Source organism: Enterobacter sp. 940_PEND, assembly GCF_001059415.1.
Classification (GTDB): Bacteria; Pseudomonadota; Gammaproteobacteria; order Enterobacterales; family Enterobacteriaceae; genus Enterobacter; species Enterobacter cloacae_M.
In genome coordinates this window covers 53,758-69,036 of the sequence record NZ_JUMS01000043.1, presented here as the reverse complement: position 1 = coordinate 69,036, position 15,279 = coordinate 53,758, and the positions used below count along the sequence as shown (strand labels likewise).

Sequence of the window (15,279 nt, the reverse complement as noted above, 5' to 3'; positions counted from 1 at the left end):
TGCTTTCTTCGTAGGGTATTACTGGCTCGCCTGGATAGACTTCCGTTAAAAGCCTAACGGAGGGAAGACGACATGAACTGGCAGCCTTTTCGCGGCGATGCACCGGAAAATATGACGATTTTCAGCGCGTCATTTCCCGACGTCAGCGACCAGTGGCCGATGAAAGACGACGCTGCCCGCGAGATCGCCTCCCTTGACCGCGCCCTGAAAGCCGAGCCAGCGCTCCGGCCCCCGAGGGTGGAATACGACGAAGGGGGGCAAGCCGTGCTGGTTCCCCAGAACCGCTATTCCGAACAGGCCTTCCGCAACCGCCCGGCGCTCACCGCGTGGCGCACCCGGCTGGTGCCCTCCGCGCTGGCGCTGTTTGTGGTGCAAAACCCGCTGGAAGATCGCCTGCCCGACGGCACGAAAATGGACAGCGACAGCCGCCAGTGGTTTATCCACGCTAACGATGCGATTGGCGTGCGCTCCCGCGCCAGAGTGCTGGCCGCGCTGGTGGATAAGTACATTCATAATGAGAGCGAGAACAACTGGGTCAGCCTCGCGAGCGGTGCCGCCATCCCGGTGCTGGAGGCGCTGCGCGAAGCAAAGCTCGACGGCCAGCAGGTCTATCTCACGCTGGTGGACAAAGACCCGGTGGCGCTCAGCTGGGCCGAAACCATGGCGGCGCAGGAAGGGATTGTGGTGGGCGAACAGCTGACCCTGCTCAGGCGCAACCTGCTCCATACGCTGGTGCGTAACGAGGACCTGCTGCTGGAGCTGGGCGAGCAGCAGGCCGAACTGGTCGACGCGCTGGGGATTTTCGAATACTTCAACGATACCGACGCGGTGATTTTTCTCCAGCGCGCGCTGCGGCTGGTCAAGCCCGGCGGGGCGGTGATTGTGTCGAACATGCTGACCAGTAGCCCGCAAATTGACTTTGTGCTGCGGGGGATCGGCTGGGAGGATATTTACCCGAGGTCGTTACAGCAGCTGCAGGATATCCACCTCGCGGCGGGCGTGCCGGTGGAAAACGTCACCGTGGTGGTGCCGAAGGATGGGGTGTACGCGGTGATGGAGATTAGGGTAGGGGATGAAAAACCGCACGGTCAGTTCCCTCTCCCTGAGGGAGAGGGTGAGGGGGGGAACAGACCGCAAAGCGTGGCTTGAAATAGTTCGGTCTTCCAATCATGATCCACCCATGAAAATCTAAACCGCACACCCCACACACTTCGAACGTCTGGTCGCGATCTGGGAATCCTCTGTTCGCGCCACCCATCACTTTTTACAGGAAAGCGATATTGCGGCGCTGCGCCCATTCCAGTCACTAAGGAATCTGCTGGCGCAACGATTACTGCCGGTATTGGTGTCGCGCAGCTGGTGGATGTAGCGCCGCAGATCACACATGCAATGGATAAGGCACAGGACAATATCTCCAGTGGCGATACCATCCGCATCGTGTTCGGTGTTGCCACGGTAGCAATTGCATTATTCATCGCCAGGTCTCAGGTCCGCAAACACAAGAAGGGGATCGCGTAATGCTTCTTGGCCTTTATATTAAGGCCAGGCAGTACCTGTTGACGGCTGCGGTCGTCTTCATGGTGCTTGCTGGTGCCTATTACCTCGGTGGTCGGGCTGCTCGCCGGCCAATGGAAATTAAAGCAGAGCGCGAAGACAACAAGCGCCTGCAATACACACTGGATGTGAAGAATGACATTATCAATGCTGTCCGACGCTCGGATGATGCTACGCGTTGAGATTGAATGCGTGATTGAGCCACCAGCCACAGTGGTGCTGTTCTGCGATGCGGCAAACCCTATTTACGTAAGCCATAACGATCAGCTAACGCAGGAAACAAAACGTGGGCTCCTTTTCCACAACGTTCAAGGTGCTACATTGTGCCATAGGGAGAAAAGACCCCGCTAAGTCACGTTGTCACAGTGGCGTCTCGGCATACACCAGAGACGCTATTTTCCCTTTGCGCAAAAGGCTTTTCGCGGTTTTGTGGTTGCATATTACTGTTCTATTATGTAGATTTAATAGACAGCTGACGATGGCGTCAACTGACTTGATAGGTTCCACATGGGTGGAGCAATTGCCATGAGACACATGGGTGTCCGGGCTAAGGTGGGTATATGTTACACGCACAAGCTAAAACGAAGAACCAGCGCTCGATTCAGACCATTCGTGATAATACGAGTGTAATCGCGAGTTTTGAGCCTCGTTCAATGTTTCCTGACACTGTTGAAGTGCGTAGGATGCTGAACCGTACCCAGAAGGATTCGCAGCACTTCATCGTTACTCTGAAAAGCGACCTCAAGCGAGCAGTGGACACGACTGTTGTTAAGCCATTTGCGGAGATCGCCATTCGTGGTGAGAACCTACGCTTTACCGTGAAGCCTGAAAAGCAATATCCAAACCTGTCCTTAAACGACGATGTTATTGTAATGATTGAAACATCCGTTGCAGATTTCATGGAGAAGCATTTTTCTGCTCACGTTAACCGCCGTGAAGCTAAAAATCAGGATTGCAAAAAGGAATGGCACCTTCTCTAATCGGCGACAATTACGCCAAAGATCTTTCCCAACTCCCGTCTTTCCCTGGCGGGAGTTTTATTTCTCACACATCATGTTTCATTCTGCCTGACGACGTCGTCATCCTGCGCTTAACGGAAACAACCTACGATAGCGCCGATTATGATCACATCGCGGTAGTAGAAGAAGTTTCCTTCACCGATGCTGAGTTCATTGCCAGCCACATCGACGACTTGCGTGACAACGACGGGTTGGAGGACAGTGAGATCGTTGATCACATCCTGTCTCTGGAGATGGAGGACGAGGGCAAATCTGAAGTGATTGCTCGATTTGCTTATGACAACTTCTCTTTCTTAGACCCAAACGGGAAACCAGCAGAGGGTAAGCAAATCCGAGGTGCTTATGTTACTCCCGAACGAGCAGGTGCTGGTTTGGCGGGTCAGATTTATCGTCATCTGACGGAAGTCCACAAACATCTCATCTGCGATAACACTCAAACAGTCTATGGGGCAGCCCTGTGGGCAAATACAGTTCGCAATGTTGCTGGCCGAGTTGATATCTACAACGCAGCTAAGCATGAGTATGTCGAAGAGCTAGGGGAAGGCGCCAGAGGAGTAAATGGCTTCATACCTTGGGACATCGGGAAACTACACCCCTCATCGTTGGGCAAGTGGCAGCAATATCCCTTCAATCCGAACATTCAGCAATGCTATTACTTGGTATTAATCATTTCAGCTTAAAGAAACCCGCTTCGGCGGGCTTTTTATTTCCCAATATTCAGCGCTTTGCCTATAAAATGGCCTTTACACCGTGGCCGCTCAGCATTAGCCTAATATGCACATAACAAAACAATTTGTTTTCACATAATTATTATTTCGTATAACAAGGAAATAAAAATTGCTAAGATCATTGTGATTGGCGGTACCAAAGATGGCTCCGGTAAGTCTAGGGTTGCGCAGCAGGTAGCTGGTGCGCTGGTTCTTAAAAAGCAGAAGAAATGTCATTTGACCGACATTGATGGACAAACGGCAGACTTCTGCCGTTTTTATTGGGATTAACTATGAAAAAACCTAAATCATCTACAAGTAAAAAAATCTTAACGGCATTGGCTGTCGCAATCGTAGTAGTTGGCCTTATGATGATATTTTTCCCGGATAAATATCAAAATTCACCCTTGGCTTTCGGGCTGTGTTACATTTTGGGATCATTTTTTGCTTCGGTTTTTCAAAGAGCATCAATCAAGAAGACGGAAAATTTGAAAGAAGAAGTTGATATGAATTTCGATATTCTTTACACCTCTCGAAAGGTGAAAAAGGGTCATAAAATCATATTGATGAGCAAGGTTGAACGTGAGTTAACTAAAATAATTCATGATGAAACCTTGGGTAAGGAAATAAATAAGGAGAGAAGGGATGTGCTTTTATCTCTAGTGCACAAATATGGAAAGCAAGGTATTGTCATTGACAATGAAGAAATAAATAAAATCCTCAGGGCTAGTGGTGATTCATTAGACTCTATTTCTGAAAAAGAAGCCAAAGACAATGACAAACTAAAAAACCAGACAGTAACACAATTATTCTTAGTTTCAAAAAGGCAAGAACTGTTTATGGCTAAAAACATAGCTATATTCAGTACTGCTTTCTCTGCAGGTTGCGCATATTTTTACTTTCCAGACCTTAAGCTCATTAGTTTAGTTCCAGCCTTCTTATATTTCGCTCTGTTGATTAAGGAAAAGATATTAACCTACAGAGTTGAAATGGGTTATTTTGGTAAAAATAAATCTGAAGCTATTCAGTTATTGATATTTATTGAGAAAAATAAAGAGAACCTGGACCTAAACGGCTCTGGCGGTAGTAAAAGAAAGATATTTAAAGCAACAGTCATTGAGGAACGCCGTGTTCCGGTGGGAGGAATTGAGGGTGTTTATCAATGAATAATGATGATGCAACTAAACTAGCAAATAGAGCATTAGACATAATGTTCTTTAATTACCCTATAAGAAGTGCTGTAGGGGTAGTTTTAGGATTAATTATCTGGTTAGGTTTTGATGCTTATCCGGTATTGTTTGAGCTTCTAAGAGCAACAAACGGTAAAAGTACGAAGTTCTTTTTCTCTTTAATTGGATACTTACTCGTCCATAGCAAAACCGTAATAGAGGGCTTTACAGGTAAGATATTGAGTGAGGACATGACACAAACCTTGAGCTTTATTGAAAAAACCGGACTTTCTAAAGCTCAGAAGGATCTGATGTATGTTGAGGCAGTTACCAAATACATAAAAGCTCTGGACAAAAATGATCTGGAGGAGAAAAAAAAGGAAATCGCCGAAGATTAAAGTGGACCTGCTTCTGTATAAATGATTAAGATCAGCATATTTAAATATACGGAAGCAGGTTGCTTTTAACCACCATAACCCAGCCTCGTCACCACCAAACTCCCTTATTGCTCAACGCCTATCTGCCTAACCTCAAGGTCGTGATCGCTCGCGATGACGCAGGCGTTATTCACGGCTTTTTAGGCGTGGATGAAAACCGCATTGAAATGCTGTTTGTTGATGACGCGAGTCGCGGGAAGGGGGTTGGGAAATTGCTGCTGCAACTCGCCATCGAAGTGTTCGGCGCGAATGAGGTGGACGTGAATGAGCAGAACCCGCAGCGCGTCGCGTTTTATCGCCATATGGGGTTTGAGCAGGTCGGACGCTCGGAACTGGACGGGCAGGGGAATCCGTTTCCGCTACTACATATGCGGATGGGTGAATGAATATTAACTTAACGCAGAAATCATACTTTTTAGATATGAAATGCAACGCGTTTTCCTGTGGGAAGTTCAATGTCGATATGAAGTTTCCCCCCCATTGCCTCAATGTAGCGCTTAAGCGTGGCAATTTTGAGTTCATTTCCACGTTGCTCTAGCTGTGTTACTGCGGGCTGACTCACCCCCATCAGGTCGGCAACATTTTTTTGCGAAAGTCTCAGCTCTTCACGTAAAAGTTGCAGACCCGTCTCGAGGATCATTTCATCTGCCATCTCTTTAATACGTTGTTGGCTTTCCGGTGAACGTGACGCAATCACTTCATTTAAGGTTTTCACTTGGTTGCCTCCAGGCTTGTCAGATGGAAGGAAAATTCGGCATCTGCGATGCGAATCATTTTTCATAAAAGGCTTTGTCGTTACTCTTATCGCCCGCGCAAAGCACAATGGCCTGACGGACAGGATCAAATGCGAAGAAAGCACGTATCGGACGTCCAGCATATTGAATACGTAATTCTTTCATATGGTTATACCGTGAGCCTTTAACTGTATCAGCATAGGTCCGTGGAAGACGTGGTCCATATTTTTGCAGATTTAGCAGGTCTGCCAGTACCTTATCCTGTAATCCTTCGTCCTGTTCAAGCAGCCATTGCTCGAATACCTTTCCGAACAGAATCGTCCACATACTTTCGTCCATGATAAGCTGTAGCTTATAAAAAGAATATAAGCTGTAGTTAATAAATGCAATGGCTGTCATCGATAGCCAGGCTGTTAGTGGCAAGAGTATGACAAAGTTGAGGTATCAAACGGGATCGTGCAGTTAAGAAATTGCGAGGCGCTTTCCAGCGTTTTTTCTATTCATGTTGACGTGTATTCTTTCGAGATTATAGCGATCTATCTCTCTGAAAATTGGTGTTTTCCTAACTAGTGAACTATCCGGGATAACCGGATAGTTGAATGTTAATCAACTTTGCGACCAGAAAAATTTTTCATGAGATGCCCATTAATAGTTCGAACATCTTTACCTTACAGAATTTAAATGAATAAGTGATCATGTTCACATAAGGTGACTGGAGTGTGGGAATTTATTTATTAATAAAGTTTTTATTAAAGCGGATGGCATTTTTGGCGGAAGATCACAGGAGTCGAACCTGCCCGGGAACGCTGGCGTCCCCAACTGGATTTGAAGTCCAGCCACCTCACCGGAGATGACGATCTTCCGCGCCTGCATTGCTACATGGAGGCGGGGCGCATTATAGCTACTTTCAGGCATTTACCACATACCCCGACACACTTTTTTCACCTCTCTTTTGACCTGTACCCCCTTGTTTCAGTTAATTCCTAAGAAAATCCTCATGTTAGCCCCTCGTGCTTCCAACATTTACCGCGATCACAAAAAACAAGAAACGTAATCTGCTAACCAGAAAACGCAATACCCGCTCCTGAAACAATGGTTTAAAACTCTGTAACCGGTCTCAGCGCCCCCTACAGCGTGAAGGATAAAAAAGATGAGCGAAGTATTGTCAGTAAAAGAGAAGATCGGCTACGGCATGGGAGACGCCGCCAGCCACATCATTTTTGATAACGTCATGTTGTACATGATGTTTTTCTACACCGATATTTTCGGCATTCCCGCCGGGTTTGTTGGCACCATGTTCCTGCTGGCGCGCGCGCTGGATGCGATCTCCGACCCGTGCATGGGGCTAATTGCCGACCGCACCCGCAGCCGCTGGGGCAAGTTCCGTCCGTGGATTTTGTTCGGCGCCATCCCGTTCGGCATCGTCTGCGTGCTGGCCTACACCACGCCGGACCTCAGCCTCAACGGCAAAATGGTTTACGCCGCCGTTACCTACACCCTGCTGACCCTGCTCTATACCGTGGTCAACATTCCCTACTGCGCGCTGGGCGGTGTGATCACCAACGACCCGACGCAGCGTATCTCCCTTCAGTCCTGGCGCTTCGTGCTGGCGACGGCGGGCGGCATGCTCTCCACGGTGCTGATGATGCCGCTGGTGAACCTCATTGGCGGCGACGATAAGGCGTTCGGCTTCCAGGGCGGGATCGCCGTGCTGTCGGTGGTCGCGTTCCTGATGCTGGCGTTCTGCTTCTTTACCACCAAAGAGCGCATTCAGGTGCCGCCGAGCACCACCTCCATGCGGGAAGACCTGCGCGACATCTGGCACAACGATCAGTGGCGCATCGTCGGGGTGCTCACCATCCTCAACATCCTCGCCGTCTGCGTGCGCGGCGGCGCGATGATGTACTACTGCACCTGGATCATGGGCTCGCCGGAGGTGTTCGTCGCCTTCCTCACCACCTACTGCGTCGGCAACCTGATCGGCTCCGCGCTGGCGAAACCCCTCACCGACTGGAAGTGCAAGGTCAGCATCTTCTGGTGGACCAACGCCGCGCTGGCGGTGGTCAGCGTGGCGATGTTCTTCGTGCCGATGCACTCCACCGTGCTGATGTTCGCCTTTATCTTCGTCATTGGCGTATTGCACCAGTTGGTGACGCCGATTCAGTGGGTGATGATGTCCGATACCGTCGACTACGGCGAATGGACTAACGGCAAACGCCTGACCGGCATCAGCTTTGCGGGCACGCTGTTCGTGCTGAAGCTCGGCCTGGCGCTGGGCGGAGCGATGATCGGCTGGATGCTGGCAGGCGGCGGCTACGACGCGGCAGCCAAAACTCAGAACAGCGCGACCATCAGCATCATTATCGGCCTGTTTACCCTGGCCCCGGCGGTCTGCTACGTGCTGAGCGCCATCATCGCTAAACGCTACTACACGCTGAAAACCCCTTTCCTGACCAAAATCCTGGGCGAGCTGGCGCAGGGCGCGCGCCGTAATCAGAAGGAGTTTGAAAACCTGCCGGTCAGCAAAGAATTACAGAACTAAGAGGACGAGAGTATGAAAATCAGTGATGGAAACTGGCTTATTCAACCGGGCCTGAACGTGACGTATCCGGCACAGGTGTTCGACGTGGAGCAGCAGGGCAACGACCTTGTGGTGTATGTGGCGCCGCGCGACGTGCGCGAGCGCACCTGGCAGCTCGACACGTTGATGTTCACGGTGCGCCTGTTTACCCCGCAGGAAGGGATTGTCGGGGTGCGCATCGAGCACTTCCAGGGCGCGCTGAATAACGGCCCGCACTATCCTCTGAACGTTCTGAAAAACGTGAAGGTAGAGATTGAAAACAACGCCGATTTTGCCGAGCTGAAAAGCGGCAACGTCAGCGTGCGCGTCACCAAAGGCGAGTTCTGGGCGCTGGATTTCCTGCGCAACGGCCAGCGCATTACCGGCAGCCAGCTGAAAAACAACGGCTACGTGCAGGATACCAACGCCGACCGCAATTACGTATTCGAACGTCTGGATCTGGGCGTGGGGGAAACGGTCTACGGTCTGGGCGAGCGCTTTACCGCGCTGGTGCGCAACGGTCAGACGGTCGAAACCTGGAACCGCGACGGCGGCACCAGCACCGAGCAGTCCTACAAAAACATCCCGTTCTACCTGACCAACCGCAGCTACGGCGTGCTGGTGAATCACCCCGAGAACGTCTCGTTTGAAGTCGGCTCCGAAAAAGTCTCCAAAGTGCAGTTCAGCGTGGAAGGAGAATATCTCGAGTACTTTGTGATCGACGGTCCGACGCCGAAAGAGGTGCTGAACCGCTATGCCCGCTTCACCGGCCGCCCGGCGCTGCCGCCTGCGTGGTCGTTCGGCCTGTGGCTCACCACCTCGTTCACCACTAACTACGACGAAGCGACGGTAAACAGCTTTATCGACGGCATGGCCGAGCGCGACCTGCCGCTGCACGTTTTCCACTTCGACTGTTTCTGGATGAAGGCCTTCCAGTGGTGCGACTTCGAGTGGGACCCGGTGACCTTCCCGGATCCGGAAGGGATGATCCGCCGCCTGAAGGAGAAAGGGCTGAAGGTCTGCGTGTGGATTAACCCGTACATCGGCCAGAAATCCCCGATCTTCCGGGAGCTGAAAGAGAAGGGCTACCTGCTCAGGCGCCCGGACGGCTCCCTGTGGCAGTGGGACAAATGGCAGCCGGGGCTGGCGATTTATGACTTCACCAACCCGGAGGCGTGCCGGTGGTATGCCGACAAGCTGAAAGGTCTGGTGAAGATCGGCGTCGACTGCTTCAAGACCGACTTCGGCGAGCGTATCCCGACGGACGTGCAGTGGTTCGACGGGTCCGATCCGCAGAAGATGCACAACCACTATGCCTACATCTATAACGAGCTGGTGTGGAACGTGCTGAAAGAGACTGTGGGGGAGAAAGAGGCGGTGCTGTTTGCCCGCTCCGCGTCCGTCGGTGCACAGCAGTTCCCGGTGCACTGGGGCGGCGACTGCTACGCCAACTATGAATCGATGGCCGAAAGCCTGCGCGGCGGGCTGTCGATTGGCCTGTCCGGGTTCGGGTTCTGGAGCCACGATATCGGCGGGTTCGAAAACACCGCCCCGGCGCACGTCTACAAACGCTGGTGCGCGTTCGGGCTGTTCTCCAGCCACAGCCGCCTGCACGGCAGCAAATCCTACCGCGTGCCGTGGGCGTACGATGACGAGTCCTGCGACGTGGTGCGCCACTTCACGCAGCTGAAGTGTCAGCTGATGCCGTATCTGTATCGTCAGGCGGCGCTGGCGCGCGAGTTTGGCACGCCGATGCTGCGGGCGATGATGCTGGAGTTCCCGGACGATCCGGCGTGCGATTACCTCGACCGCCAGTACATGCTGGGGGATTCGGTGATGGTCGCGCCGGTGTTCTCCGAGGCGGGCGACGTGCAGTTCTACCTGCCGGAAGGACGCTGGACGCACCTGTGGCACAACGACGAAATTCAGGGCAGCCGCTGGCATAAGCAGCAGCACGATTTCATGAGCCTGCCGGTCTACGTGCGCGACAATACGCTGCTGGCGCTGGGTAACAACAACCAGAAGCCGGACTACGCGTGGAATGAGGGGACGGCCTTCCAGCTGTTTAACCTGGACGACGGCGCAACGGCGGTGAGCCAAGTGCCTGCGGCGGACGGCTCCGTGGCGTTTACGCTGAAGGCGTCACGTCGGGGCGACATCGTGACCTTTACCGGTGCGGGATACGCACAAAACTGGTCGGTGTGCTTGCGCAACGTGCAGAAGGTGAACGGCGTGAAGGGCGGTTCACACGAGGGCAGCGAGTGGGGTGTGGTGGTGAAAGCGGAGGGAAATGAGGTGGTGGTTCACTTCTGAGCTGGAAAAATGCCCGGTGGCGCTTCGCTTACCGGGCCTACGATAATTATGCGGTCTGGTGCCCTCACCCTGACCCTCTCCCACAGGGAGAGTGAACAAACATCAAAAACGGCAACAGGGTTGCCGTTTTGCATTTACCTTGCGCCACCCGGCTTGTTTATTGCACCGGTGTTGAAACCACTCCGCCCGTCATCGTCTGCTGTACCTGCTGTTTATCCATATTCACCGCGTTCAGCTTGCCGTTCACCGTTGGCTTAAGTGGGGCATTCGCCTGCACGCTACCGCTGGCGGTGAGCTGAATATTGCCGTCGCCTGCAATCGGCAGCGCAGGCCAGCCCCACTGCTGCAGCACGTTGAGCGGCACGCCGCGCCCGTTCAGGCTCACCGTAGTCTGCCGCTGCGGAAGCTGTGAAACCGTCGCCGTTGCTTCAAGAATACCTTTCTCGGTAAAGGCGCTCAGGTCGGTAATGTTAACCGTGGCGGCGTTCGCATTCAGCGCCAGCGATGGACGACGCACGTCGACGCGGTTAAAGGTCGCCGCCGCGCCGTTCAGGGTCGCGCTGCCGCCCCAGACGCCCCACTGGCGATCTTTCACCAGCTGCAGGTTTGCGCCATAGCCATCCAGAGAGGTGATCTGCCACGGGAAGGCAGGATCGATGTCGATCACCAGGTTACGGCTCAGGCCGAATTTTTGCAGCGTGACGCTGTTCAGCCATTCCGGCAGGGGCTCCATCCAAAGCGTTTTCCAGTTCTGCGGCAGGGTGTACTCCAGCCCGGCGATGGCAACATCGTCCAGCACCAGCGCTTTACCGCCGCGCAGCCAGTTACCGGACGTGCGCACCATGCCGCCTTCCCAGCGGGAGGTGAACTGACGCAGCGCCATGCCCTGCGGGGAAAACTCCGCATTCAGGATCGGGTCAAACAGATGCAGGGAGCCGTAGATAAACTCGCTGGCGTTCATGGACAGGCGGCCTTCCTGGCTCTGCCAGTCGCCTTTGCTGAGAGTCAGGTTGCGCAGGCTTAAATCGAGATCGGTCACCGCCCAGTCCGGGCCCTGAAGCCGGGCGTCGGTCACGTCCAGACGACCAATTTGCAGAGAAGGGATGGAGGCCAGCGGCGCAAAGAACGCCATTAGCGTTTTATCGCTCTGCAGGCGGATCTCATTCAGGCGCATCGTGTCGATAATCCAGCTCCCGTCGGCGTTGCGCAGGGCGGAGCCGGTAAGCGAGCCACGGGCCATATCGGCGCCAATCGTTTTCAGCACCACTTCCCTGCCGTTAAGCTGGCCCTCGATCAGCACGTTGGTTGCCGGTACGCCGTTCAGGGTCAGCGAGCCCGCGCTCATCTGGATCTGCGCGTTGTTCCCCAGCACGTTGCCCGCTTCCGGCTGCCACGGGCTGACGCCGCCCGTGACCTTCTGCGCGCTCAGGTCCCATTCGGTATTCGGGCTGTTAAAGGCCATGTTGTTCAGCTGCAGGCGATCCGCCTGGAACGGCAGCGGTGCCGTTTGAGGCGAGAGATTCAGCGTGCCGTCGAACAGGGTGATGGTGTCCATATGCAGCGGATCGGTTATCTGGCGGCTGCTCAGGCCGATATCGACTTTTTTGGCAACCAGCGTGGCGGGTTTACCGTCCCGACCGAAGGTGACGTTTTCCAGAATGATGTGGGAAGGCGACGAAAAGCGGTGATTCATCTTGTCGAAACTGAGTTCGTAGTCGGTATTCACCGTCACCCAGCTGCTGACCTGAGACGCGCCCCAGCGGGTCTGGAGCAGAATATAGAGCGCCAGCATCACAATGAGCAGGGCTACCAAAAGATAGACGAGTAGCTTTCCAATAAATTTCATGGTCTTCCATCCCGCAAAACGCACATAAGGGAGTTATGCACGATTTATGCGCAATCCTCAAGGCGGGAATGGTGTAATTAGATGTCACGGCAGGCATTGACTACCTGCCGTGAAGATGATCAGTTCTTTTCAGGCGGGAAAACGAGGTTCAGAACGATAGCGGTGATACCGCCCGCGGCAATGCCGGAAGAGAGCAGGTTTTTCACCCAGTCAGGCGCAAACTGCAGGATCAGCGGCTGCTGGGACACGCCCAGGCCAACGGCCAGCGACAGCGCGATAATCATGATCGCGCGGCGGTTCAGCGGCTCGCGGGAGACGATACGCACGCCGGAGGCCGCGATAGTGCCGAACATCACCAGCGTTGCGCCGCCCAGCACAGGCTCAGGGATATGCTGCACAAAGCCGCTTACCGCCGGGAACAGGCCGAGGACGATCAGCATCAGCGCCACCACAAAACCGACGTAGCGGCTGGCAACGCCGGTCAGCTGGATCACGCCGTTGTTCTGACCGAAGCAGGAGTTCGGGAAGGTGTTGAATACCGCAGAGACAAACGAGTTCAGGCCGTTCGCCAGCACGCCGCCTTTGAGGCGCTTCATGTACAGCGGGCCGGACACCGGCTGCTCGGAGACGTCGGAGGTGGCGGTGATATCACCGATGGTCTCCAGAGAGGTGATCATAAAGACCAGCATCAGCGGCAGGAGCAGGCCCCAGTCAATGCCCAGTCCGTAGTACAGCGGCGTAGGAACGACGATCAGCGCGCTGTTGGTCGGCGCGGTGTTCTCCGGCAGCATGCCCAGCGCCCACGCCAGCAGGTAGCCCGCCGCCATGGCGATCACCAGCGAGGCGACGCGCAGGTAAGGGTTACGCTGACGGTTAAGCAGAATAATGATCGCCAGCACGACACCCGCCAGCAGCAGGTTTTTCGGCGCGCCGAAGGTGTGGTCGCTCATTGCGGCATAGCCGCCGCCGATGGACGTCAGGCCCACCTGGATCAGCGACAGGCCGATAATCATCACGACCACGCCGGAAACCAGCGGGGTGATGACGCGGCGAGCCAGATGCAGAACGCGGGAGATCACCATCTCCGTACAGCTGGCCAGCATCAGCGTGCCGAACAGCGCCGCCATCATGGTCGGAACATCCGCACCGCCGGTTTTCAGCGCCGTACCGCCCATGATCAGCGGTGCCACGAAGTTAAAGCTGGTGCCCTGAATCGACAATAATCCCGACCCCACCGGACCCCACGCTTTAATTTGAATAATCGAGGCCACGCCGGAGGCGAAGAGAGACATGCTGATAATGTGCTGCGTGTCCTGCGCCGGTAAACCGAGCGCCTGGCAAATCAGCAGCGCCGGGGTGATCACCGCAACAAACATTGCCAGAAGATGCTGGCAGGCGGCGAAAAGCGTTTGCGGCAGCGGCGGGCGGTCTTCAAGGCGGTAAATCAGTTCGCTATTTTGCTTCTGCGCAATCGGTTGCGCATCAGGCGACTCTATGGTGTTAACGGACATCGGCGGCAATCCCACGGTGGAAAAGCGGGCATTTTATCTGACCATCTGGTAAAAGCAAACGATTGCCAGCAAAAAAAGGGAAGAAAATCTGCTGCTGTGAGCAGGTTTTCTACAACGCGTGGGGAAAAAAAATTACACTTTTTGCGCCGGGAGCTCATGAAGAGCGCAACCCGGCCCAGGATAACGCCGCGTGTGTATGGAACACGCGCATTACAGGAGCCTTTTATGATTCATCTCGATACGTTGTCGACCCTTGTTGCCGCAACGCTGGTTCTTCTGCTTGGTCGCAAGTTGGTACATAGCGTTTCCCTTCTGAAGAAATACACCATTCCTGAACCTGTCGCCGGTGGCCTGCTGGTGGCGCTGGCCCTGCTGATACTGAAAAAAAGCATGGGCTGGGAAATCGATTTTGATATGTCCCTGAAAGATCCGCTGATGCTGGCCTTCTTTGCCACTATCGGCCTGAACGCCAACCTGGCGAGCCTGCGCTCGGGCGGTAAGGTGCTCGGCGTATTCCTGATTGTGGTGGTGGGGCTGCTGCTGATGCAAAACGCCATTGGCATCGGCATGGCAACGCTGCTGGGGCTGGATCCGCTGATGGGATTGCTGGCGGGGTCGATTACCCTTTCGGGCGGCCACGGAACCGGGGCCGCGTGGAGCAAGCTGTTCATCGAGCGCTACGGGTTTGAAAACGCGACGGAAGTGGCGATGGCCTGCGCGACCTTTGGCCTGGTGCTGGGGGGCCTGATTGGCGGCCCGGTGGCGCGGTATCTGGTTAAGCACTCCACCACGCCGAACGGCAGGCCTGACGATGAGCTGGTGCCGACCGCGTTCGAAAAGCCGGACGTCGGGCGCAGCATTACCTCGCTGGTGCTGATTGAAACTATCGCGACGATCGCCATCTGCCTGACCGTGGGCAAAGTGGTTGCGCAATGGCTGGCGGGTTCCGCATTTGAACTGCCGACGTTTGTCTGCGTGCTGTTTATCGGGGTGATCCTGAGCAACGGTCTGGCGCTGATGGGCTTCTACCGCGTGTTTGAACGGGCGGTATCGGTGCTCGGCAACGTCTGCCTGTCGCTGTTCCTGGCGATGGCGCTGATGAGCCTCAAGCTGTGGGAACTGGCTTCGCTGGCGCTACCGATGGTGGCGATTCTGGCGGTACAGGCGCTGTTTATGGCGCTGTACGCCATGTTCGTGACCTGGCGCATGATGGGCAAAAACTACGATGCGGCGGTGCTGGCGGCGGGTCACTGCGGGTTTGGTCTGGGGGCCACTCCAACGGCTATCGCCAATATGCAGGCGATCACAGAACGGTTCGGGCCATCGCACATGGCGTTTCTTGTGGTCCCGATGGTTGGCGCATTCTTCATTGATATCGTCAACGCGCTGGTGATTAAGCTGTATCTGATGCTGCCGATGTTTGCCTGAA

Annotated in this window: 12 protein-coding genes, 1 tRNA gene and 3 pseudogenes; 11 read left to right on the top strand and 5 right to left on the bottom strand. The window is 54.4% G+C overall.

Annotation, left to right across the window (positions count from 1 at the left end):
• Positions 1 to 72 precede the first annotated feature (72 nt).
• The 8 genes and pseudogenes from ADJ24_RS06470 to ADJ24_RS06440 form a co-directional block, all read left to right on the top strand.
• Positions 73 to 1,149: a class I SAM-dependent methyltransferase gene (locus ADJ24_RS06470; protein ID WP_023309867.1), complete on the top strand. Its 1,077-nt coding sequence runs from the start codon at positions 73 to 75 to the stop codon at positions 1,147 to 1,149.
• 70 nt (positions 1,150 to 1,219) lie between these two features.
• A pseudogene (locus ADJ24_RS25500) lies at positions 1,220 to 1,297 on the top strand (GNAT family N-acetyltransferase); the annotation flags it as partial.
• 220 nt (positions 1,298 to 1,517) lie between these two features.
• A complete protein-coding gene (locus ADJ24_RS06465) occupies positions 1,518 to 1,736 on the top strand; it encodes a hypothetical protein (protein ID WP_023309868.1) in 219 nt (72 codons plus the stop codon).
• Between the two features lie 378 nt (positions 1,737 to 2,114).
• Positions 2,115 to 2,534, top strand: a complete 420-nt coding sequence (locus ADJ24_RS06460; protein ID WP_023309869.1) for a hypothetical protein — start codon at positions 2,115 to 2,117, stop codon at positions 2,532 to 2,534.
• Positions 2,519 to 3,253, top strand: a complete 735-nt coding sequence (locus ADJ24_RS06455; protein ID WP_023309870.1) for a hypothetical protein — start codon at positions 2,519 to 2,521, stop codon at positions 3,251 to 3,253. The genes ADJ24_RS06460 and ADJ24_RS06455 overlap by 16 nt, the downstream gene beginning before the upstream one ends.
• Positions 3,254 to 3,573: 320 nt before the next feature.
• Positions 3,574 to 4,446 (top strand): hypothetical protein, encoded by an 873-nt coding sequence (locus ADJ24_RS06450; RefSeq protein WP_023309871.1) that lies wholly within the window; start codon positions 3,574 to 3,576, stop codon positions 4,444 to 4,446.
• Positions 4,443 to 4,847, top strand: a complete 405-nt coding sequence (locus ADJ24_RS06445; RefSeq protein WP_023309872.1) for a hypothetical protein — start codon at positions 4,443 to 4,445, stop codon at positions 4,845 to 4,847. Before ADJ24_RS06450 ends, ADJ24_RS06445 begins: the two co-directional genes overlap by 4 nt.
• 101 nt (positions 4,848 to 4,948) lie before the next feature.
• Positions 4,949 to 5,272 (top strand): annotated as a pseudogene (locus ADJ24_RS06440) (GNAT family N-acetyltransferase); the annotation flags it as partial.
• Positions 5,273 to 5,301: 29 nt separating this feature from the next.
• Here ADJ24_RS06440 and ADJ24_RS06435 read toward each other — a convergent pair.
• The 3 genes and pseudogenes from ADJ24_RS06435 to ADJ24_RS06425 all read right to left on the bottom strand — a co-directional run bounded on the left by ADJ24_RS06435 (position 5,302) and on the right by ADJ24_RS06425 (position 6,483).
• Positions 5,302 to 5,601 (bottom strand): helix-turn-helix domain-containing protein, encoded by a 300-nt coding sequence (locus ADJ24_RS06435; RefSeq protein ID WP_023309874.1) that lies wholly within the window; start codon positions 5,599 to 5,601, stop codon positions 5,302 to 5,304.
• A pseudogene (locus tag ADJ24_RS06430) lies at positions 5,598 to 5,947 on the bottom strand (type II toxin-antitoxin system RelE/ParE family toxin). Before ADJ24_RS06430 ends, ADJ24_RS06435 begins: the two are co-directional and overlap by 4 nt.
• A gap of 441 nt (positions 5,948 to 6,388) precedes the next feature.
• Positions 6,389 to 6,483: transfer RNA gene (locus tag ADJ24_RS06425), tRNA-Sec, on the bottom strand.
• A gap of 287 nt (positions 6,484 to 6,770) precedes the next feature.
• Here ADJ24_RS06425 and ADJ24_RS06420 point away from each other — a divergent pair.
• Entirely contained in the window at positions 6,771 to 8,162 is a 1,392-nt protein-coding gene (locus ADJ24_RS06420) for a glycoside-pentoside-hexuronide family transporter (protein WP_023309876.1), read from the top strand.
• Between the two features lie 12 nt (positions 8,163 to 8,174).
• Entirely contained in the window at positions 8,175 to 10,493 is a 2,319-nt protein-coding gene (gene yicI / locus ADJ24_RS06415) for an alpha-xylosidase (protein WP_023309877.1), read from the top strand.
• Between the two features lie 157 nt (positions 10,494 to 10,650).
• Here the strand turns inward: yicI and ADJ24_RS06410 are convergent, their stop codons facing one another.
• Positions 10,651 to 12,339, bottom strand: coding sequence for an AsmA family protein (locus tag ADJ24_RS06410; protein WP_023309878.1), 1,689 nt, complete (start codon positions 12,337 to 12,339; stop codon positions 10,651 to 10,653).
• A gap of 119 nt (positions 12,340 to 12,458) precedes the next feature.
• On the bottom strand, positions 12,459 to 13,850 hold the full coding sequence (gene xanP, locus ADJ24_RS06405; protein ID WP_023309879.1) for a xanthine/proton symporter XanP: 1,392 nt from the start codon (positions 13,848 to 13,850) through the stop codon (positions 12,459 to 12,461).
• 225 nt (positions 13,851 to 14,075) lie between these two features.
• Here xanP and gltS point away from each other — a divergent pair, with 225 nt between their 5' ends.
• The gene (gene gltS / locus ADJ24_RS06400) at positions 14,076 to 15,278 is read left to right on the top strand and encodes a sodium/glutamate symporter (RefSeq protein WP_023309880.1); all 1,203 of its coding nucleotides are present in this window, start codon (positions 14,076 to 14,078) and stop codon (positions 15,276 to 15,278) included.
• The last annotated feature ends 1 nt before the right edge of the window (position 15,279 follow it).